We start from the raw sequence: 20,235 nt of genomic DNA, 5'->3' as shown, positions 1-20,235 counted from the left end.
ATTGCGGATTGCGACAGTCTTAAACAGCAAGATTGGCGCGAAAGGCCGGTTAATGCGGATTAACCCACCCAGGGCGAGCAGTCCAATACGCCGGCGAAGAGCTATCCTCACTCAGGCCTCCGACTGTCGCCGCAGCGCACGTCCGACGTGGTCAGCCGGCTCGGCGGCGAGGAGTTCGGAATCAACTTCTGCGCATACCGTGCGTAGTGCTTTACCCCAGAGGTACGCCGGATGATCTCATCGATCGCGGCGGCGCAATATCCTGGATAAAATCCCTGAGTGCCTCGGTATCGAACGGCTTACGCAGTATTCTTAGGTTTGGGGGAGCTGCTTTTGCCGCATCGCTGTAACCGGTTGTGAGAGCTACCGGCAAATGGGGATACCGCGACCGAATTTCTCTCGCCAGCCCGACGCCATCGATGGTCCCTGGCATGACGATATCGCTGAAAACGAGATCTATCTTTGTGCCGGCTTCGAGCAGCTTTAATGCCGCTTCGGCCGAATCTCGGTAAATGGTGTCATAGCCCAGATGCTCGAACAGCGAGGATGTCACATCCGCCACATCGGCGCTGTCGTCGACCACGAGAACCGTCTGGCGCTGCGGATGCCGTGCTCTTGTTCTCGCAGCGGCGAGCCCTTTGCTGGCGATTTGCTCGTCTGCACAAGACGGCAGAAAGATTGTAATCGTCGTTCCTTGTCCGACCTTGCTGTCGGCGGTCACCGTTCCGCCGGCCTGGTGCGCAAACCCATAAACCTGGGACAATCCGAGCCCGGTCCCTTTTCCGACCTCTTTGGTCGTGAAAAATGGATCGAACATCTTGGACAGAAGATTTGGCGGAATACCGGTGCCCGTATCGCTAAGCGCAATCGCAAAGAAGGCCTTCCCACGGCGATCGCCGCCGGTTTCCTGGTCTACGGTCACGGCATGAAGGGATAGCGTGAACGTGCCGCCGTTCGTCATTGCGTCGCGCGCATTGACGGCAATGTTGACAATCGCAAGTTCCAGCTCGGCGAGATCCACCTTAACCGGCGAGACACCCTCGCCGATGTTTTCGTTGTACACAATGTTGCCGCGCAGTGAGCTCTCGATCATGGTCCGCATGTTCTTGATCGACGCATTCAGATCAACAACCGTCGGGCTGAGATGCTGATGACGAGAGAATGTCAGCAATTGGCGTGTGAGACTTTCCCCGCGCTTGGCCGCGGTCTGTATGGCTTCGATCGCTCGTGGCAGTTTTGGATCAAGCAGGCGTGTAAAGATCTGCGCGCTACCACCGATGATCATCAATAGATTGTTGAAGTCGTGTGCAATCCCACCGGTCAGCTTGCCGATTGCCTCCATTTTCTGGGACATTGCGAGTTGTTCGCGCGCCTGGACCAGTTTCTCCTCCGCATCGCGTCGTTCGGTTGCGTCCCGGAGTATACTGATAAAACCGATCAGATTTCCTGAGGCATCACGGCTCGAAGAGACGGAGCCGGTGATGAAGAACGGCGTACCATTTTTTCTGATGCGCCAACCCTCGACCTCGTGCTTGCCTTCTTGGATTGCCGACTCCAATGCATGGCTCGGTGAACCCGCGCGGCGTTCATCCGGCCGATAGAATATCCCAAAATGCTTGCCTATGATTTCTTCCGGAGTGTAGCCGATGATCTTTTGAGCGGTACTGTTCCAGCTCGTTACGTGTCCTTCTTTATCAAGGGCAAAGATTGCATAGTCGACAACACCTTCGATAAGAGATTGGAAGTGGCGTCTGACGCTGTCGAGCGCCAAAGCCTTCCGTTCGACCTGACGGTACAGTTGGTCCTGAACCGAGCGCAAATGGGCTTCGGTGGCCTGGTGCGTTGCAATTGCCGCAGCCAAGGCAAGCGGCGGCACCGATACGCTGATCGAAAGCACCAGCAACGATAACAGCGCTCCATTCAGGTCCGTTTTCGGAAATGGATCGTCGCCCGCCGAGAAGCCCCACACAGCCGTTCCGACGAAAACGAGCGCGGCCGTAGCGACGTTGCATCGATTGCCGCGCAGACCAGCCCACATCAACGGCAGCAAAACCAGAAAGCCCAGAAGGCTCCGATACGGCAGCAGCACGTTAAGATCGTTGCCGATGAGGTCACTGCCGATGAGCGGGCTGTAAGCAACGATCCCGATGATGCTCACCACGGCAGAGACTGCGATCAATTCCAATAGATTCCGTTCGAAAGAACTGCGTGAGGGCATCGTTGCCCAAAGCACGACGATCGGAGCAATCACCAAAGTCCCAGCCGCGTCTGCAAGCCACCAGGTCAACCAGGTCACGACGGAGTCGGAAAGGCCTGGTTCGTTGGCGAAAATGAATCCGGCCAGGGCAATGGATGAACTGATGATCGTGGTCGGCGCAAAGGAGATAATTGCAAACTTCGCGATACCCGAGGGAGTAGAAAACGTCTGTTGACCGTTCGACCAGCGACCAATCAGCCATGTCCCGGCCAATGCGGCAAGGACAGTGCCGATCCCCACGCAGCCAAACTCCAGGATCGATCGGTCGGCCATGAGATGGGGAGAAGCGGCCCCCGCCAAGATCGCGGGCCAAATCCTGTAACCGCGCAGCATGACCAGCGCGAGCGCAAGCCCGGTTGGCGGCCACAACGGCGTCGCGGCCGGATTTATTGCGGGCAGGAAGCTCGCGCACGCGGCAAGGGCACCGTAAATCGCGGCGACTATGAGGAGCTCGACCAAGTAGGTCGCAGCACTCCGAGCGCTGCCAAGAGCGAAAATATCTGCTTTATCAAGAGTTGCGCTTTCCATCACAGGCCTTTGCGGTCGGCGCGTCAAAGATGCGGTGGGGAACCGCCCCGCTGTCCAATGTTAGCCCAAAGCGGGCAGTTGCATTTCCAGCACGTTGCCCCCGCCAAATACTGCAGTTTTGACCAAAGCATGGCCGCACGATGGTCGCTTGAGGGACGCCTGGCAAGTTCGAAACCAGGGGCGCTCCGGCAGGACCATTGACCTAACGGCGGAGGCACAACAGGAGACGAAAGGGTGCACGTTGGCGCCAGGAACACAAGCAGGTCCGATTGCGATCCGTGCAGGACGTCGGCTCTCCCTCGAAGGCCAACGTTCATGAGGACACGCCCTGGCGAGCAGCGCCGTCGTTCCCGTGCTCGCCAACGGGTCCGCGCAAGGCGCGGCCAGTTGCGCCGACTAGGATGGCATTCGGGCCAGACGATAAACCGACATGGCCCTGCTGACGCCCTTGAGTTCCGCCTGGCTCTTTGCCACCGGGTATGGCGCAATAATCTCCGCCACAGCCGGCGCGCCATAAACCTCCTCGGTGATGCAAATCTCGTCGCCATCGGCAAGGTTCTGCACCCGTGCTGCGATATTCACCGTCTGGCCAAAATAATCGAGCCGCTCGTTGAGCGTGACCGCGATCGAGGCCCCCCGATGCACGCCGATTTTCAGGATGAAATCACGCTGCGGGCGGTCCCGATTGAGCTGATCCACGGCCTCGCGCATATCAAGCGCCGCCTGGACCGCATCGGCCGAAGTCAAAAACGCCGCCATCACGGCGTCACCGATCGTCTTGGTGACGGCGCCATCGTGCCGAACAGTGGCGTCGAGAAGATGCTGGAAGTGCCGCTGCACCTGAATGTAGGCGTTCAGGTCGCCGATCCGCTCGTAGAGCGCCGTCGAGCCCTTGAGATCGGTGAATACGAGGGTCACGTCGAGAACCGCAATGCCCTCCGTCGCGCTGATCACCTCTGAGCGGAAGAAGTCGCGAAAGGTTTGTGTCATCAGCAGTCGCTTGCCGGATAAGGATGGCGTGAAGCGAAGCTTCGGGCGCTGAAACGTCGCCGTTGGAAGCTGCAGGATGCCGAATACCACTGGCAGCTCACCAGCGTTGTGAACTTCGAACACGACCTTGCCGGGCGCGATGCTCGCTGTGGCGGCCACGCATTTGCCGCCGTCGAGCATGACCGACACATGCGGTGGCGCTACACCCGCCCCCCTTGCGACCGGGACAAGAAACTGGGCGTCGCTTTCGAAATCCTGGCCCAGAAGCGCGCCTTCGGTGGCATCGACCTCGAGATTGGCTGCAGAACCTGGCTCTATGCGGGTGAGCGCCCTCACCAGCGCTTTGGCAGTCTCGTTCCATGGCACGCCGTCCGGCATGACGCCGCCTGGCGTCATTTTGTAGTGGAAGACGTAATCCCAGGCCGAAAGCGCATCGGGTTTATGGAAGCGGATGCTGCGTACCGCGGGCGAAACCGTAAACGTCACCGTGATGTAATCGTCGAGCGCGGCGTCGTAATCGCTTTGACACAGGTGGCAGTGGAAATGCGTGTGCAGCTTGCGCAGGCTTCGGAAGCTCTCGACAACGTCGGAGCACATCGGACAGACGAGCAGCCAGTCCATATCGAACAGCCCAGCCACACAGGCATGGAGGAAAAGGTCGATCGCTTCAGCTTCGGCAATCGATTTCTCAGTGGCGAACTGGATCGGATTGATGCGGTAGAGTGCCTCGTCCGTGCCCGAGCGCAGCAGCATCTCCAGCCGCGAGATGACGCGCGGACTCCAGGATTTGGCCGCTTCGAGCGCGACCAGGCGCTCTTCGAGCTTTTTCTCGTCGATCATCACATCATGATACCGCGATTAAACCTCGATCGGCCTCGGCGTTCCACTCAACCTAAATACACAATTCATGAGCTCGGGGCGAGCCCAACACCCTCTGCGAGAGTCCGGAGTAGCGATCGCCCATGGCACTGAGTTGCCCGACGGCGCAAGGCCCCGCATCCAAAATATTTCTGTTTTACAGAAATGCAACTCGGTGTATGAATGGCCCGTCTCACCCGCTTGAGGGGCGCTTCGCGATCGTCATGAGTGTTGGGTTGGGATGCGGTGGACGCCGAGTGCGCAACTGACGAGTGCGCATGGGGCGGACGGCGAAATCGTGCAGGCCTGACGCCCCCAGTGGCAGGTGTCTCGCCGCAAGAGGCTGGCGTCTCTTGCGGACGACGGTGACAACAAAGCCCGGTCTCGCCGGGGAGAGCACGTATAAGCCGTAAAACCATCGCGCAGGGAAAGCCGGAGTGTTTTCCGGTTTCACCTGTGGTCCTACCTCCCGTGCTTTCTATTTGCACGGGACCCATGGGTGCGATCGGCACCCGGCTTTCCCTGCGCCCTCTGATCACGAGAGGGCGGAAACGAAAGATAAACCTCGGACGATTCATGTCGCGAGAACGAGGATGTATGGCTTACGTCATTGCGAGCGAAGCGAAGCAATCCATGCCTCCGCTTGCTGCAATATGGATTGCTTCGTCGCTGCGCTCCTCGCAATGACGCCAGCAAAACTCAGCCGCACCTCATACTCTTCACTTCCCCTTCGCCGCCTTCTCCTTCAGCTTGATCTCGCGGTAGCGCGCGGCGCCGCCTTCGCGGATGGTCTGCTGGCTGCGCTCCACGGCCAGCGCGTCGTCCGGCACGTCCTTGGTGATGACCGAGCCCGAGCCGATATAGGCGCCCTTGCCGATCTTGACCGGCGCCACCAGCGACGAGTTGGTGCCGACGAAGGCGCCCTCGCCGATCAACGTCTTGTGCTTGAGGAAGCCGTCATAGTTGCAGGTGATGGTGCCGGCGCCGAGGTTGGAATTGGCGCCGACATGGGCATCGCCGACATACGAGAGATGGTTGACCTTGACGCCGGCCTCGAGCGTCGCCGCCTTGGTCTCGACGAAATTGCCGATCCGCACGCCATCGCCGAGCGAGGTGCCGGGCCGGATCCGAGCATAGGGACCGACCGAGACCTTCTTGCCGATGCTCGCCTCGACGATGTGGGAGAAGGAATGGATCACCGCGCCGTCGGCGATCGACACGCCGGGGCCGATCACCACGAACGGCTCGATCGTGACGTCCTTGCCGAACGTGGTGTCGGCAGCGAGATAGACGGTCTCGGGCGCGATCATCGTCACGCCGGCGTCGAGCGCCTGCTTGCGCAGCCGCGCCTGCATCACGGCCTCGGCCTCGGCGAGCTGCGCCTTGGTGTTGATGCCGCGCACTTCGTTTTCGCTGGTTTCGATCACGACGGCCTCCAGTCCCAGTTCCCTGACGATGCCGACGGCATCGGTCAGATAAAATTCGCCCTTGGCGTTAGCATTGCCGATCTTCTCGATGATCGCGAGCGCGCGGCTGCCGTCGAACGCCATCACGCCGGCATTGCACAGCGTGATCTTGCGTTCCTCGGCGCTGGCGTCGGCCTGCTCGCGGATCGCAACCAGCTTGCCGTTCTCGACCACGAGCCGGCCATAGCCGGTCGGATCGGCGGCACGGAAGCCGAGCACCGCAAGCGCCGCGCCCCGCTGCAGCGGCGCGCGCATGCGCGCAAATGTCTCGGCCGAGATCAATGGCGTGTCGCCGAATGCGACCAGGAGGTCGTCGGCGCCGCGGACCAGCGCGTCGCGCGCGGCAAGCACCGCATGCGCGGTACCGAGCCGCTCGCGCTGGATGAAGGTCTGTGCGTCGGGCCGCACGCGGTGCACCTCGTCGGCGACGGCCTGGTGGTCCGGCCCGATCACGACGGCGAGCGAGGCCCCCTCGCCGGCAGCGGCGGCGTCAAGCACATGCGACAGCAGCGACTGGCCGGCCACGGGATGCAGCACCTTGGGCAGCGACGAGCGCATGCGCGTCCCCTCGCCGGCCGCAAGCACTACCGTCAGGCTCGATCGCGCAGTCATTCCGTATCCTCAGTGTCGCGCGGACTCGTCTGCGCCGGGCCGTCTTTAATTGTTTTCCCGCAGAGAGGAAACCGTTTCGCCTCCGTGCGCGTCCGGATTCAAGTTCCCCGGCCATTTCCTGTTAATCTTTACCCTGTGATTCGGCGGGCCTTGAGGAGGGCCGAACGGGCTTTGGCCAAAGATCCCGACAAGCTGGCGGCGGAGTTGCAGACTGACGACGGTCTGCTGGGTAGCGTTCTGGCCGAGGAGAACGAGTTCGATCGCGGCATGCTGTGGCGGCTCGGGTCGTGGGGTTTTGCCGCGGTCGGCGCGGTCACAGTCGCCGTGATGGCCAACCAGTCGTCGCTGACGCTCGAGCGCGACCAGCTTGCCGCCGCCGACCTCGCCCGCCAGGCGCAACAACTGCAGACGCTGACCAAGGAGAGCCACAACGAGACCCGGCGGCTCGCCCTGGCGATCGACACGCTCAACAGCGACCGCGACCGGCTCTATTCGCGCGTCACCACGCTGGAGCAGAGCCTGGATTCCATCACCGGCGCCGTCGCGAAGCAGGCTCAGATGCCCGTCGCAGCTCCGTCGACCCCGGCGACGGCACCCGCCGCACCGGGCCAGGCCAATCCGCCGCCGGCGACGCCTGTTGCCGCGGCCCCCGCAGTGGCGCCGATCGCAACCGCCCCAGCCGACAGGCCGGCGGCTGCGGAGAAAGCGGCCGCGGCGGAGAAGCCAGTCGCCGCCGTTAAGCCGCAGGCCGCCTCTGAAAGGCCGCCAGCGCCGATTTTGGACAATGTCTCGGCGGTGGCTGCGTCCGCCGCGCCGGCTGCCGGCCCGCTCGTCGTGGCGGTGCCGGCTGGTGCCGATGACGGAAAACCCTCGAGGCCAAAGCCCGCCGAACCGCAGGTCGCCGACACGTCGATCATCGGACCACCGGCTCCCGCCTCCAGCATGCCGGTCGAACCGGCCAAGGGGGTGACGGCGGCACCGATGCCCGACATTGCGACCGCGGCCCGGGCGAGCGATGCGACGGCGGACGACGCCGGCGCCCCGAAGGCGCAGATCCAACGCACCGAGTTCGGCGTCGATCTCGGCACGGCGAATTCGGTCAACGGCCTGCGTGCGCTATGGCACGGTCTCCTGAAGTCCAAAGCGAACGCGCCGCTCGCCGCGTTGCGACCGATCATCGTCATCAAGGAAAGCGCCAACGGGCTCGGCATGCAGCTCCATTTGGTCGCCGGACCGCTGAACGATGCCGGCACCGCCGCCAGGATCTGCGCCGAGCTGAGCCTGAGCCACCGGGCCTGCGAGACCGCGATCTATGACGGCCAGCGGCTATCGCTCAAACCCGATGACACGCCGCCGGCAGGCAGGCCGGTCCACCGCCGCGTGGCCCCGAAACACGTCGCCGTGCCGCCGCCCCCGCCACCGCCGGTTGCCGAGGAAAAGAAGCCGGAGCCGACGACGTTCTCCTCGATCTTCCGGCGCAACAGCCAATGATCATGCCAAGCAAGGCATTGCGGCCGGATTTTCACCTGATTTCGCTGCTCTAGCCGAGCCTTGTCCCGCCCTCCGTTCCCGACCATATTGCCGCGATGACAAAACCTCCGTTCCGCCTCTCCCCCTACCAGGTCCAGTTCCTGATGGTCGTGGGCTTCCTGACCATCGGCTACGCGCTTTACCTGCGCTACCTGGCAATTGAATTCTCGACCGTTGCGCTCGCCTGCGATGCCGGTCTGCAAACGATGATCTGCAAGGCGCGCGCGCTTTCGACCGTGCTGTTCAAGCACTGGGTGTTCGGGATCACCGCGCTCGTGATCGCGGTGCTGAACCTGATACGGCCGTCGATCGTGCTGCTGACCGGCGGATTGATCGCCGCCGGCCTGGGGATCGTGCTTTACAACGTCGCGCTGTCGGGGGTCGCGATCGGACTATTTATCCTGAGTTTTGCGCGGCCCGCGCCCGCCACAGCGTAGCGGCGAGCAAAAGGTACATCGAGCAGGTCCAGTCGGACTGCCAGTTGATCGTGCCCTCGTTGTAGAGCGTGTAGGCCGCAGCGATCGCGAGCAGGCCGGCAAACACCGATTCCGCGATCGGACGGGTACCCTCCTTCGGGCGGTTGAACAGGGTCAGCAGCGCGAACGGCACCACCGCCATGGTCAGCGAGGCATAGGGGAAATCGCGATAGCGGGGGTCGAAGGTGAAGCCGAGCGCAGTCTCGGTGGCGATGACGGTGGTCACGGCCAGCACGATCGCGAGCAGCGCCGCGAGCGCGCCCTTGCCGCGGTAGTCGCGCGGCCCGAGCAATTCGAGGAAGGTCGGCAGCGGGCGGCCGGCGACCAGCGCATGCGCGGTCAGCAAGGGTGCGGCAATCCCGGCCGCCAGCAACGCGCCCCATACCAGCCAGCCGCCGGCGCCGTAGCTCTCATAGGTCATCTTGTCGACGCCGATCCCAAGCAGCGCGCCCGCGGTCGTCGCGGAGACACCGACCGCGAGCCAGGCCGAAGGCCGCGGCGTCCACGGCCGGCGCCGCAGCGTCAGCCACGCCGCAAGGAAGGTGAAGACGCTCAGCACCATGCCGCAGGCCATGTGCAGCTTCCAGGCGGGATAGTTGCTGATCGCGACACCCGGCGGATACTTCACCTGCCGGCGCACGGAATCGAACAGGCCCCAATAGCCGCCGACGGTACCCTCGAGCTTGCGCTTCCAGGGCTGGTCATAGGCCTCGATCAGGTTGACGCGAAAACCCTCGCGCTTGGCGAGGTCCAGGATCTCGGAGACCACGCGCGCCTGGTTGGTGCGCGACGGCAGTGCGCCTTCCCGCATCCGCCCGGCGCTCGGCCAGCCGGTCTCGCCGATCAGGATCTCCTTGCCCGGGAACGCCACCGCCATCCGCTTGCGGATGTCGTCGACATGGGCGGCGGCGAACTTGGCCTTGACCGGCATGTCCTCCCAATACGGCAGGATGTGAATGGTGACGAAATCGACCGCGTCGTAGATCTCGCGGTTCTTCAGCCAGTATTCCCAGACGTCGGCATAGGTGACGGGAACGTTGGCCTGTGCCTTGACGGCGCGGATGTTGGCGGCGAGATCGGCGGTGGTCATCTCGCCGCGCAGGAGCACCTCGTTGCCGACGATCAGCGAGGTGATCACGTCTGGATATTGCTTGGCGAGCCGCACCGCGATCGCGATCTGCTGCAGGTTCTTGAAGCGGTTGCTGCCGAGCCAGATGCCCTGCATCACCTTGAGGCCAACCTTGGCCGCGATGCCCGGCACCTGATCGAGACCGTTCTCGATCGAATAGGTGCGGACGCAATCGGTGACCTTGGCGAGCTCGGTCAGGTCTTGCTCAATCTGCTCGGCCGGAATCTGCGTCGACGGATCCAGCGGCGTCTGGGCACCGCGGAACGGCGTGTAGGACACGCATTGCAGCTTAGCGTTGGGATCGATCGGCGCGCGCACAAGCGTGATCGGTGTGGCAAGCCACCACCACACGGCTGCGATGACCGACAGTGAAATTAGGAGAAGCGCCAGCGGCGTACGAAGCGAAATCGGTTCCATCCTCCGGGGGACCGTCGAATTAGCCGGTCACAGCCCATCTGCCAAGAGCGGGAATCGGTCAATACCATGGTTGTCCTGCGACAGTTTTGCGCTGCTGCGATAAAGTTGTGACTTTGCTGGACAAAAATTGAAATTCCGGTCATCAGACTGCAGCAGAGTCTTCCGCCGCACTGGAGACCTATTTGGACGGCATCACGCGAGCCGTTAGGGTGTCCCGCGGGGTGGGAACATATCGGGGAATGCATGCGTCGACGGCTGCTTGAGTTGAAGAACACGGGTTTGCGCCACCTTGCCGTAACGGGCCTTGCGCTTCTGATGGGGGCCGGCGGCGCTTTCGCCCAGAGCGGCACGCCCAATCCGCCGGATCAGGCCAAGCAACAGTCCGGAAATCCGGCCGACGCCAATGCAAATGCCGCGAAGGAAAATAATCAGCGCAAGACCGACGAGTTCATCGAGGCCCAGCAGGCCATCAACGGCCCGGCCGGCAACCCGGAATGCGTCTGGCTCGGGCGCCGGGTCGTCCGCTTGATGTGGCTTGACGATCTCGACACCGCCTTCCGCCATCTTGATCTTTACGACCGGTTCGGCTGCCCCGGCGGACACGTCCAGGCGGCCTTCCGTTGCCTGACCCGGTTCGGCGCCCAGATCGACGATAAGGTGCCGCGCAGCCTCGACGGCCGGATCCACGCCTGCTGGGTCAACCCGGGCGCACAGCCGCAGCCAGCGGCAGCGGCCTCACCCAGCCCGGCGCCGTCGACGGCCGGCAATGCTTCGCCTACGCCGGCGGCATCGCCTGCGCCGACGCCGTCGGCCTCACCGACGCCAGCGAAATAGCCGCGTCGAGCAAACCCGTTTCGGCCGACTTTATTTGCGTCCGGAACGGCTTACGCCCTTAAAACGCCATCGCGGCATACCAGTTGTTAAATCGGGTGGTGGAGATATCTTTGTCTCCACCACCGTGCCGGTCGAACCTAGGGGACGGGTTCGCTTAGTCCTCAATCTCAGGCCCCGTATGGTTTAACCGCGATGCGCGCCGTCGTCGCCGTCCTGTTGCTTGTCACCGCCGCTCACGCCGCATTGTGGGGCCTGTTCCAGGAGAAACAGTCGGCGCCGGATTTCCGCGGCACGCTGCCGAGCCTCTCCTATGCACCGTTCGAACCAGGCCACACCGTCGTTGACCTTGCGGCCGACACCGAGAAGGTGCGTGCGGACCTGAAGAAGTTGTCTACCTTGACGCGGGCAGTCCGCCTCTATTCGTCGACCGAAGGCAATGAACTCGTGCCGCCGATCGCCGCCGAGTTTGGCATGAAGGTCACGGTCGGCGCCTGGGTCGACAAGGACGCCAACCGCAACAATCGCGAGATCGAGGCCGCGATCAACCTTGCCAAGCGGAACAGCAACGTCATCGGCATCGTGGTCGGCAACGAAACCGTGTTCCGTGGCGAGCAGATCCCGCTCGAGAATCTTGGTTCGGTCCCCGAGATCGGTATCTCGCCCGAGGAGTCCGAACGGATCCTCCGCGAGGAAGCCCAGCGGATTCGGGACGCGGAGGCGCAGCCCGAAGACAAGCGCGCTGAGGCATCGAAATGGGCGGTCGCGGAGAACAACGTCCATCGGCTGATCAAGCTGATTCAGCGCGTCAAGAAATCGGTCAGCGTTCCCGTGACGACCGGCGAAATCTGGAACATCTGGCGCGACCATCCCCAGCTCGCCAACTCCGCGGACTTCATCGCGGCGCACGTGCTGCCCTACTGGGAAAACTTCACCGACAAGCAGGCGGTGGATCAGGCGGTCGACCGCTTCAACCTGTTGCGCGACCTGTTCCCCGGCAAGCGCATCATGATCGCCGAATTCGGCTGGCCGAGTCAGGGCTACAATTTGCGCAACGCCGAGCCGGGCCCGTTCGAACAGGCCTCGGTGCTGCGGAACTTCGTCACCCGCGCCGATGCCATCGGCATGGACTACAACATCGTCGAAGCGATCGATCAGCCCTGGAAGTTCTTCGAAGGCGGCGTCGGGCCTTACTGGGGCATTCTCAACGCAGACCGCGAGGCGAAGTTCGCCTGGACCGGTCCGATCACGAATCTGAACTACTGGAAGATCGCTGCGGTCGCCGTGCTCGTCGGGCTGTTCATGTCGTTGCCGATCCTGCGGCTGGATTCACCGACCGTGATGCAGACGCTGCTGCTGTCGGCGGCGGCCAACGGCGTCGGAGCGTGGGTTGCGACGGTGTTCTCCTACTGGACCACGCACTATTTCGTCTGGGGCTCCGCCTTTGCGCTCAGCCTCGGCCTGGTCCTGCTCGTTCCGCTGGTGCTGATCGCGATGGCGCGGATCGAGGAGATCGCGGCCGTGGCGTTCGGTCACGGCCCGCGCCGCCTGATCGGCAAGAGCGCATCGCTTGCGCCGGCCACGATCGGCGAGAACGTGTCGTTCCCCAAGGTCTCGATCCACATCCCCGCCTATTACGAACCGGTCGAGATGCTGAAGCAGACGCTCGATGCGGTGTCGCGGCTCGACTACCCGAATTTCGAATGCATCTGCATCATCAACAACACGCCTGATCCGGAGTTCTGGCGGCCGATCCAGGATCATTGCAGGCTCCTGGGCGAGCGCTTCAAGTTCATCAACGCCGAGAAGGTGCAAGGCTTCAAGGCCGGCGCGCTGCGCATCGCGATGGACCGTACCGCGGCGGACGCCGAGATCATCGGCATCATCGATGCCGACTATGTCGTGCATCCGGATTGGCTGAAGGATCTGGTACCGGCCTTTGCCGACGCGCGCGTCGGCCTTGTGCAGGCTCCACAGGAGCATCGTGACGGCGATCGCTCGCTGATGCACTACATCATGAACGGCGAATATGCCGGCTTCTTCGACATCGGCATGGTCCAGCGCAACGAGTTCAACGCCATCATCGTGCACGGCACGATGTGCCTGATCCGCCGCGCCGCGATGGACAAGGCCGGCGGCTGGTCCAGCGATACGATCTGCGAGGACACCGATCTCGGGCTGACGATCCAGCAGCAGGGCTGGCTCACGCACTACACCAATGTGCGCTACGGCGAAGGCCTCCTCCCCGACACCTACGAGGCCTTCAAGAAGCAGCGTCACCGGTGGGCCTATGGCGGCTTCCAGATCGTCAAGAAGCACTGGCGGCGCTTCCTGCCCGGTGCCAGCCGCCTGACACCCGATCAGCGCCGCGAGTTCTCGCTGGGCTGGCTCAATTGGCTGGGTGCCGAAAGCCTCGGCGTCGTGGTCGCGATTCTCAACCTGATCTGGGTGCCGATCGTTGCCTTTGCCGACATCGCAATTCCGGACAAGATCCTGACGCTGCCAATTATCGCCTCCTTCGTCGTCTCGCTGGTGCACTTCGTGGCGCTGTACCGGTTGCGGGTGAAGATCAAGGCTGGCCAGATGCTGGGGGCCATGATCGCGGCGATGAGCGTGCAGTGGACCGTGTCGCGCGCGGTGGCCCAGGGCCTGATCACCGAGCACCTCGCATTCGCACGCACCTCGAAGGGCGGCCTGTCGCGGATGTCGATCGAATTCCAGGCGTTCTGGGAAGCCGTGATCGGCGTTCTGCTCCTGATCGGCGCCGTCGTGCTGGTCGCCACCAACGGATACAAGCAGGTGCGTGAGATCTACATCTTCGCCACCGTGCTGGTGCTAGAAAGCCTGCCGTTCCTGTCAGCGGTTGCGATCGCGATCCTGGAGAATTCGCGGATCAACGAGTTCTCGTTCTGGCGCAACAGCGCGATCCGCACGGCGGAACTAATCGGCCTGCGCCCGGTCAGCCTGCCTTCGGTCGCCGCCCCGTCCCAGCCGGTCGGCTCTGACATGCGCCGGGATGGCTGAACCGGAACCGCCGGAATGCCGTGGACGAGCCACGGGGCCGACTTCAAGAAGCGGTCGTAACCGCGGGTCCTGCAAAGCCAAATCCGGCGCATTCCGCCCCACGGTTGCGGCGCGCTCCGCTATTGACCCGATGAGCCCTGGCCCCTACACAGCGCGGGCTGGAGCATGATCCGGAGATGCGGGAAACCGCCGACGTCCGGAAACGACGCTTTAGGTGAGTGAGCTCGTAGCTCAGGTGGTAGAGCACGTGACTTTTAATCATGGGGTCGAGGGTTCGAGTCCCTCCGAGCTCACCAAGCAAAATCAAATACTTGAGCCGCAAATTCCGACCGAACAATGCGGTGATGATCCAGCCATTGCACACACCGTCCGGAGAATTGGCCCGGATCTGTGCAGGGGCATACCTCGCGCTAGGCAGTGTGGACTCTAAGGATTCCCTTTTGAGAGCAAATCAGATTCAAGTCTGCTTTTGGGGAGGCAGTCTTGGGTGTGATGGATCGTTTGGTATTGAGCGACGCGGCCTGGGAGCGCATGGCGCCGCTGATCATCGGCCGGCCCGACCAGAAGGGCTCGACCGGGCGAGACAACCGGATGTTCGTGGAAGGTGTGCTTTGGATCGTGCGCACGGGCTCTCCCTGGCGTGATCTTCCGGAGGTGTTCGGGGACTGGAACAGTGTGTTCCGGCGCTTCAGCCGATGGAGCGCCAAGGGTGTTTGGTGGCGGATCTTCGAGGCGATGTCCGATGATCCGGACTTCGAATACCTGATCGTCGATTCCACCATCGTCCGGGCGCATCAGCACGCCGCCGGCGCGAAAAAAGGGGGCCTGAAGATCAGGCGCTTGGCCGCTCGCGCGGCGGCCTGAGCACGAAGATCCATATGGCCGTTCGCGGCTTGGGATGTCCTGTCCGGTTCACGCTCACCGCAGGCCAGAAGGGCGATGCACCGCAAGCCGCTGCGTTAATCGAGGGACTGCCTGCCGAGGTCGTCATCGCCGACACGGCCTATGACGCCGATCATTTGCGCAAACACATCGCCGCCAAAAACGCGCTCGCCGTCATCCCCAACAACCCGTCACGCGCGCTCAAATATCCGCTCGACAAGCATCTCTATGCCCAGCGCCATCTCGTGGAATGCTGCTTCTCCAAACTCAAGCAGTTCCGTCGCGTCGCTACCCGCTTCGAAAAAACCGCCCGAAATTACCGAGCCGTCGTCACTCTCGCTGCCATCGTCCTATGGATGCGATAAGTGTCCACACTGCCTAGCGGTGGTCGCGAATATCATCGTCGCTTGGTGGAGCTAGGAGCGCCCGCGCCAATGGTGCTGCTCATTGGCGCAGCGACGGCCTTGATCGCCACGATCAACAGGTTCCGCGCGCGGCTAACATGGCGCGGTGATTCAATCGGCGGCGCCCGAATTGGTATGCCTGACGATCGTGAGCGCATAGCGGCGCGCTATAAATATTTGACCATTAACAACTAGAAGGATTTTCGAAAATGATCGCCAAACCCCTTATCATCATCACTGCCGCTGTTGCCTTCGTTTACATTCAAGGCTGCACCCTGGGTCAGTAAAAAATCCATCCCCTCTTGGAGGTCACCCATGTGTCGACGAGCTTGCGACCCATGGTTGCGCTTAGTAGTTTGAGCGCTGGGGAGGCTTTTTGCTATGTTGGGCGGCTCTCGGACTATGAAGGATGAATTGCTCAAGGCGGAGCACACTGCGCTCGCGATGGCACACGTAGCCACCCCAGAGAGTCGAAAAATCCTAGAGACGATGGCGACGGATTTGAGAGCGCGGGCCGATGCGATCCCGGCTACGCCGTCGATCGGGATGCAACCGTTTCTGATCGGCATTGCTGCACTCTTTGGAATTTATTTTGCCATGGCTTGGCAGCTCTCTCAGGCACCAATTCCTGTTATTCCGAAGGGCGCAGTAGTCGTTCAGCTCGTCCGACCGTTCTACAAGGAAGGTAACGCAGTCGTCGCTTCACCCGACACATCCAAACAAGTCGATGAATTCGGAGACGATCCTAAGAACATAGACGACCGGAGCTCGCCGCTCCTCATCTACGAGGACGGCGTACCCCTCGGCCCTGCGCACGGCACTTTCGCCGACATCCACAACTTTGGTTCGGGCCGTTACGCCCACTGGAAAGGCCAAGGGATCGTTTTCTCCTCGAGCGACAACACCGATCCAAATACGAACAACCGCAGATATTTTGCCGTTATTCCGTAGCGGTCAACGTTCGGTAGTCCATTGCGTGCTCTTTTCGGTTGAAGTCCCGAGGTATGGGCAGAGCACCATATGCTTAAGACGGCTAAAGCGATGGTCAGGAGCGGCGCCAGTTCTGGCGCTGCGCCTTTCCAGTGCATCGCTTTTTGTTTCAGGATGGTCACTTTATCTAACCAACGACGCGTTGACGAAGCGGCCATGGCTGAGCCCGTCAGGCGACGAACCTCTCGCATGCGCCGGGGAGCCGGAAAATGATGTGTCATCGGAAAATGAACTGTGGCAGCCCCGGGCACGAGCAGATAAGTTAGCGGTTGTTTTGTTGTTTTTGTTCGCCTTTTTTGGACCAGTGCAGTGCGAACGTTGCTTATCCTTCTGGGAATCTGGCTGCTGCTGAACGTCCTCTTTGTGGTCGTGATAGTGCCGCCGCAAAAGCCGCGACGGTCGGGACCGGCGGCGCAGGCCGGCAGAGACCTCGCGCCTGCACCGATCGACAAGACCGCCTATCCGCTCGAGGATGACGAGAAGGTCTCGCTGCGCCACATCATCGTCTCGGTCGGGATGGGCGCATTTTTCGCGCTGTCTCCGTTTCTGCACGAGGCGATCGAGGCCACGAAGCGCTTCTTCAAAAGAAGCCGCGAGTAAGGCGGCGCTGGTGTGGACGTATTCGACCAGATGAAGAAACGTGATTGGGCTTTTCTGGCAGCCTGCCTCGCAACCGCGTTGCTGTTCGGTATCTGGAGCGTCCAGATGGGCATCGCGCATCATCGTGTCCGACGCGGCCCGACCGATCTCAGCAGTGCGAACAAGCGTGGTGGCGAGGGCGCTTCCGTGACAGCCCCGGCATCGCCGAGGACTGGCGATGCCAACGCGCAGACGAGGCACGCGCGCTAAAGATCGGACGACACCTGGCTTGCGTTGTTGCTCTCGGACGAATCTGCTTGCGCGCTGCCGGCATCGGTCGACGGAAAGACGCGTTCGTAGTTTGCGCGGGCCTCACGTATCAACCGCGCTCGCTCGAGTTCCGACTTCGATGTGAACCGGACGACGTCGCCCATGTGCTCTCCAATGCAGAATATCTGATCAATACGACCTGCGACGCGAACGTCATGTCAATCGGCACCGCGGCCACCGTCCGTCGCCGCAGCCATTTCCGCTGCCATCCCGCAGGCTGTTATTGATTGCTCACGCTTCGCAGACATCCGGTTCAGCGGAACGTCCACTGCGATGTCCGTGACTGGCCGAACGCAAAGCGCGGATTGTATCCGCAATAGGCATTCCGGCCCGACGCAGTCGCCTCGCACTGCGCGTAAGTCTGGAAGCCGCAGTAGCCCGGATATCCCTCCTGCTTGCCCTGGATGCACCAGGGATAGTCACGGGCCGCCGCGGGCGATGCAGAGCCGACGAGCGATCCGGTCCCGAGCGCCGCGAACGCCAGAATTGCCCAAATCGTCCTGCGCATGGTCCCGTTCCTTCTTCCGTCAGCCTTGTTGCGTTGATGTAAGGTACGGACCTGGGATCCGCGAGGTTTCCAGCCACGGCCTCAACAAGCTGTGAGGACAGTTCGCGCCGCACGCGCCTGGATGCGCAGCGCGCTCGTTGCCTCAATGATCCCGTGATTCGCGTTCAGCCCGGCGCTTGCCGGTCCGCAAGCCTCAGAGACGCTGAGTGCCGCAACGTCGACTCCGTCTGGCTTTGAGAGGTATCACGTCCGGCTGATGCCGAACGGCTACGACAACAAGGGGATCAAACAATTGCTCGGCGAAGCCAAGTCGAAGGAGCTGTTCGCCAAGGAAGCCTACGCGTTGAAGAACCAGCAGGAGTTCTTCGCGGTGACGGCGAGCATCTTCCGGGCCGGCGCGGACTCCGCGCACGAGCCCTACACGCGCGCCAAGCTCAAGGAGAAGATGCCGGAATACTACAAATATCTCGTCGGCCTGCTCGGCTTCGACCCGGACGAGACCAGCGTCACGCCGGTCGCGTCGGCGCAATGAGCATTCGCCACCGCTAGAAAAGCACGAGGCGCGGTGTGCCTAGGAGACCGGGCCTCGCATCATGTGTCCCCCGCCTCACGTGGCGGATCAGATGTCTGACGAGCGGTGTGTTAGGTCAGCTTCGCCGCGCGATCCATTCCGGATGACTACGGTGGTCGCCGCGCGGCAGCCCTCACTTGGCGTAGCTGTAGAACCCCTGCCCGGTCTTGCGGCCGAGATGACCGGCATCGACCATCTCCTTCAGCAGCGGCGCCGGCCGATATTTGGGATCGTTGAATCCGGTGTAGAACACCTCCATCACCGACAACATGGTGTCGAGCCCAATCAGGTCGGCGAGCGCAAGCGGCCCGATCGGATGGTTGCAGCCGAGCTTCATGCCGGCATCGATCTCCTCGGCGGTCGCAATGCCTTCCTGCAGCGCGAAGACCGCCTCGTTGATCATCGGGCACAGGATGCGGTTGACGGCAAAGCCCGGGCTGTTCTTCGCGGTGATCGCAAGCTTGCCGACCCGCTTGGCGAAGGCCTCCGCCTTGGCGACGGTGTCGGCGGAGGTCTGCAGCCCGCGAATCAGTTCGAGCAGTGCCATCACCGGAACAGGGTTGAAGAAGTGCATCCCGATGAAGCGGTCGGGACGATCGGTCGCGGCCGCAAGGCGGGTGATCGAGATCGACGAGGTGTTGGTTGCGACCAGCGCGCTCGGCTTCAGCGTCGCGCAGAGATCCTTCAGTATCTTGATCTTCAGGTCCTCGTTCTCGGTCGCAGCCTCGATGACGAGATCGCAGGCGGCGAGCTTCGCCTTGTCGGTGGTTGCGGTGATGCGCGCGAGCGTGGCATCGCGATCCGCCGCAGTCATTTTCTCCTTGCTGACCAAGCGATCGAGGCTCGAGCCCACCATCTTGAGGCCGCGTTGCACGGCAGCGTCGGAGACGTCGACCATCGTGACGCCGAGCCCCGCCGCTGCGCACACCTGGGCAATGCCATTGCCCATGGTTCCGGCCCCGATGATGCCAACCGTCTCAATCATTGCATTCGTCCTTGTCGCTCGCGCCGCCGTGCGGCTGCATCGTCAAACAATGCGGAGCTTCGCTCCGCGGATGGCGCATGCATAGCAGTCCGATCGGACGGCCGATACAGGGGAATCTGGTATTGTGGTGGCGCTAGTTGGGGCGCGGCGGCGTTGGTTGCCGTGACAGAACGGCTCCCCGCGGCGGCACATGGGGCCGCGTCGGCTCGGCGGCACGAGACGGCTCGAGCATGCGATTGAGCCTGACAATCCACCAAGCCTGCCGTCCGTAGCTGCTGCGAATCGCCGCCGCAACACCCTCGTCGATGTCTTCATCCCAGTCCATGGCCGCGTCGCTAGCGTCCATCCTTGAAGGAACGGTGTGGCGGGCCGGTCCTGTGCAAGGTCGATGTTTAGCGATTCGCTAACTATCCCGACGCGTCCACACTTGCTCTCCGCCAGATGGTGTTGCGCCACACGAAATGGAACCGAAATGCCACCTCTCGCGACTTCCACGAGAGCCCAAACGTTGCTAGTTTGTTATAGTGTTGGCTATCTGAAACGCTGAGGGGTGCGGTGTTTCAACTGATTCATTGGTGGAAGACGAGCAAGCTGTCCTTGGCTTGCCCGCATTGCAAGGAGCCTGCCTCGTCCGAGGCGTTCCGACGTGGTCGATATTTGGTCGGCGGCGCGCCTTTGCGCTGCGAACATTGCGGAGTCACGGCGCCGATTACGCTTTGGCGCTTTGAAGGATTGTCGCAAGGCCCTGGCTCGGTTTCCTGCCGCGCGCAGTCACGGCAGTCGTTCCTGTCGGAGCCAAGTGCAAACTAGACCTCCGACGCGTCGCAAGGCGGATTGAAGTCGCGGTTGCCACCGGCAGGTGGCGACC

The 20,235-nt window shown here is 62.3% G+C and carries 16 protein-coding genes and 1 tRNA gene; 10 read left to right on the top strand and 7 right to left on the bottom strand.

The genetic code is table 11. The features are described from left to right. Positions 1 to 211: 211 nt before the first annotated feature. The 3 genes from MTX23_RS17770 to glmU form a co-directional block, all read right to left on the bottom strand. Entirely contained in the window at positions 212 to 2,785 is a 2,574-nt protein-coding gene (locus tag MTX23_RS17770) for an MASE1 domain-containing protein (RefSeq protein WP_280977955.1), read from the bottom strand. Positions 2,786 to 3,181: 396 nt separating this feature from the next. Then, on the bottom strand, positions 3,182 to 4,615 hold the full coding sequence (locus MTX23_RS17765) for an adenylate/guanylate cyclase domain-containing protein (RefSeq protein ID WP_280977954.1): 1,434 nt from the start codon (positions 4,613 to 4,615) through the stop codon (positions 3,182 to 3,184). 737 nt (positions 4,616 to 5,352) lie between these two features. Further along, on the bottom strand, positions 5,353 to 6,711 hold the full coding sequence (gene glmU / locus MTX23_RS17760) for a bifunctional UDP-N-acetylglucosamine diphosphorylase/glucosamine-1-phosphate N-acetyltransferase GlmU (protein WP_280977953.1): 1,359 nt from the start codon (positions 6,709 to 6,711) through the stop codon (positions 5,353 to 5,355). A 171-nt stretch (positions 6,712 to 6,882) separates the two neighbouring features. Between glmU and MTX23_RS17755 the strand changes: the two genes are divergently transcribed. Then, positions 6,883 to 8,202 carry a hypothetical protein gene (locus MTX23_RS17755; RefSeq protein ID WP_280977952.1) on the top strand — a complete coding sequence of 440 codons (1,320 nt, stop codon included), beginning with the start codon at positions 6,883 to 6,885 and terminating at the stop codon, positions 8,200 to 8,202. Between the two features lie 95 nt (positions 8,203 to 8,297). Beyond that, the gene (locus MTX23_RS17750) at positions 8,298 to 8,678 is read left to right on the top strand and encodes a hypothetical protein (RefSeq protein ID WP_280977951.1); all 381 of its coding nucleotides are present in this window, start codon (positions 8,298 to 8,300) and stop codon (positions 8,676 to 8,678) included. On the opposite strand, the gene MTX23_RS17745 is transcribed toward MTX23_RS17750, so the two are convergent. Next, the gene (locus MTX23_RS17745; protein ID WP_280977950.1) at positions 8,638 to 10,263 is read right to left on the bottom strand and encodes a beta-(1-6) glucans synthase; all 1,626 of its coding nucleotides are present in this window, start codon (positions 10,261 to 10,263) and stop codon (positions 8,638 to 8,640) included. The genes MTX23_RS17750 and MTX23_RS17745 overlap by 41 nt on opposite strands. Before the next feature lie 243 nt (positions 10,264 to 10,506). On the opposite strand from MTX23_RS17745, the gene MTX23_RS17740 reads away from it, so the two are divergent. From MTX23_RS17740 to MTX23_RS17710, 7 genes are all read left to right on the top strand, one after another. Beyond that, on the top strand, positions 10,507 to 11,097 hold the full coding sequence (locus tag MTX23_RS17740; protein WP_280977949.1) for a beta-1-3, beta-1-6-glucan biosynthesis protein: 591 nt from the start codon (positions 10,507 to 10,509) through the stop codon (positions 11,095 to 11,097). A 192-nt stretch (positions 11,098 to 11,289) separates the two neighbouring features. Next, positions 11,290 to 14,118: a glycosyltransferase gene (locus tag MTX23_RS17735; protein WP_280977948.1), complete on the top strand. Its 2,829-nt coding sequence runs from the start codon at positions 11,290 to 11,292 to the stop codon at positions 14,116 to 14,118. A gap of 220 nt (positions 14,119 to 14,338) precedes the next feature. Continuing rightward, positions 14,339 to 14,414: transfer RNA gene (locus MTX23_RS17730), tRNA-Lys, on the top strand. Positions 14,415 to 14,601: 187 nt separating this feature from the next. Next, positions 14,602 to 15,365, top strand: a protein-coding gene (locus tag MTX23_RS17725) for an IS5 family transposase (protein WP_280972717.1) whose coding sequence is annotated in 2 segments (ribosomal slippage) — positions 14,602 to 14,943 and positions 14,946 to 15,365 — 762 coding nt in all. Because the reading frame shifts where the segments join, the coding sequence is not laid out codon by codon here. A gap of 69 nt (positions 15,366 to 15,434) precedes the next feature. Then, positions 15,435 to 15,599, top strand: coding sequence for a hypothetical protein (locus MTX23_RS17720; protein WP_280977947.1), 165 nt, complete (start codon positions 15,435 to 15,437; stop codon positions 15,597 to 15,599). Positions 15,600 to 15,806: 207 nt separating this feature from the next. Next, the gene (locus MTX23_RS17715) at positions 15,807 to 16,355 is read left to right on the top strand and encodes a hypothetical protein (RefSeq protein WP_280977946.1); all 549 of its coding nucleotides are present in this window, start codon (positions 15,807 to 15,809) and stop codon (positions 16,353 to 16,355) included. Positions 16,356 to 16,703: 348 nt separating this feature from the next. Then, entirely contained in the window at positions 16,704 to 16,994 is a 291-nt protein-coding gene (locus MTX23_RS17710) for a hypothetical protein (RefSeq protein WP_280977945.1), read from the top strand. Between the two features lie 245 nt (positions 16,995 to 17,239). Here MTX23_RS17710 and MTX23_RS17705 read toward each other — a convergent pair whose 3' ends face one another. Both MTX23_RS17705 and MTX23_RS17700 read right to left on the bottom strand, forming a co-directional pair. Continuing rightward, entirely contained in the window at positions 17,240 to 17,407 is a 168-nt protein-coding gene (locus MTX23_RS17705; RefSeq protein ID WP_280977944.1) for a hypothetical protein, read from the bottom strand. Between the two features lie 149 nt (positions 17,408 to 17,556). Continuing rightward, positions 17,557 to 17,811 (bottom strand): DUF3551 domain-containing protein, encoded by a 255-nt coding sequence (locus MTX23_RS17700; RefSeq protein WP_280977943.1) that lies wholly within the window; start codon positions 17,809 to 17,811, stop codon positions 17,557 to 17,559. A 256-nt stretch (positions 17,812 to 18,067) separates the two neighbouring features. On the opposite strand from MTX23_RS17700, the gene MTX23_RS17695 reads away from it, so the two are divergent. Further along, the gene (locus tag MTX23_RS17695) at positions 18,068 to 18,343 is read left to right on the top strand and encodes a hypothetical protein (protein WP_280977942.1); all 276 of its coding nucleotides are present in this window, start codon (positions 18,068 to 18,070) and stop codon (positions 18,341 to 18,343) included. Positions 18,344 to 18,515: 172 nt separating this feature from the next. On the opposite strand, the gene MTX23_RS17690 is transcribed toward MTX23_RS17695, so the two are convergent. After that, positions 18,516 to 19,367, bottom strand: coding sequence for a 3-hydroxybutyryl-CoA dehydrogenase (locus MTX23_RS17690; protein WP_280977941.1), 852 nt, complete (start codon positions 19,365 to 19,367; stop codon positions 18,516 to 18,518). Between the last annotated feature and the right edge of the window lie 868 nt (positions 19,368 to 20,235).

Origin of the sequence: Bradyrhizobium sp. ISRA436, from assembly GCF_029910015.1 — a bacterium.
Taxonomy (GTDB): Bacteria; Pseudomonadota; Alphaproteobacteria; order Rhizobiales; family Xanthobacteraceae; genus Bradyrhizobium.
The sequence above is the reverse complement of the archived record's forward strand: the minus strand, read 5'-3'. Positions and strand labels throughout refer to the sequence as shown.

Excerpts from the sequence above, each read along its gene's own strand:
- MTX23_RS17690 (WP_280977941.1), bottom strand. The coding sequence starts at position 19,367 with ATGATTGAGACGGTTGGCATCATCGGGGCCGGAACCATGGGCAATGGC.
- glmU (WP_280977953.1), bottom strand. The coding sequence starts at position 6,711 with ATGACTGCGCGATCGAGCCTGACGGTAGTGCTTGCGGCCGGCGAGGGG.
- MTX23_RS17695 (WP_280977942.1), top strand. The coding sequence starts at position 18,068 with ATGCCGAACGGCTACGACAACAAGGGGATCAAACAATTGCTCGGCGAA.
- MTX23_RS17735 (WP_280977948.1), top strand. The coding sequence starts at position 11,290 with ATGCGCGCCGTCGTCGCCGTCCTGTTGCTTGTCACCGCCGCTCACGCC.
- MTX23_RS17770 (WP_280977955.1), bottom strand. The coding sequence starts at position 2,785 with ATGGAAAGCGCAACTCTTGATAAAGCAGATATTTTCGCTCTTGGCAGC.
- MTX23_RS17700 (WP_280977943.1), bottom strand. The coding sequence starts at position 17,811 with ATGCGCAGGACGATTTGGGCAATTCTGGCGTTCGCGGCGCTCGGGACC.
- MTX23_RS17740 (WP_280977949.1), top strand. The coding sequence starts at position 10,507 with ATGCGTCGACGGCTGCTTGAGTTGAAGAACACGGGTTTGCGCCACCTT.
- MTX23_RS17705 (WP_280977944.1), bottom strand. The coding sequence starts at position 17,407 with ATGGGCGACGTCGTCCGGTTCACATCGAAGTCGGAACTCGAGCGAGCG.
- MTX23_RS17715 (WP_280977946.1), top strand. The coding sequence starts at position 15,807 with ATGAAGGATGAATTGCTCAAGGCGGAGCACACTGCGCTCGCGATGGCA.
- MTX23_RS17745 (WP_280977950.1), bottom strand. The coding sequence starts at position 10,263 with ATGGAACCGATTTCGCTTCGTACGCCGCTGGCGCTTCTCCTAATTTCA.
- MTX23_RS17765 (WP_280977954.1), bottom strand. The coding sequence starts at position 4,615 with ATGATCGACGAGAAAAAGCTCGAAGAGCGCCTGGTCGCGCTCGAAGCG.
- MTX23_RS17750 (WP_280977951.1), top strand. The coding sequence starts at position 8,298 with ATGACAAAACCTCCGTTCCGCCTCTCCCCCTACCAGGTCCAGTTCCTG.
- MTX23_RS17720 (WP_280977947.1), top strand. The coding sequence starts at position 15,435 with ATGGTGCTGCTCATTGGCGCAGCGACGGCCTTGATCGCCACGATCAAC.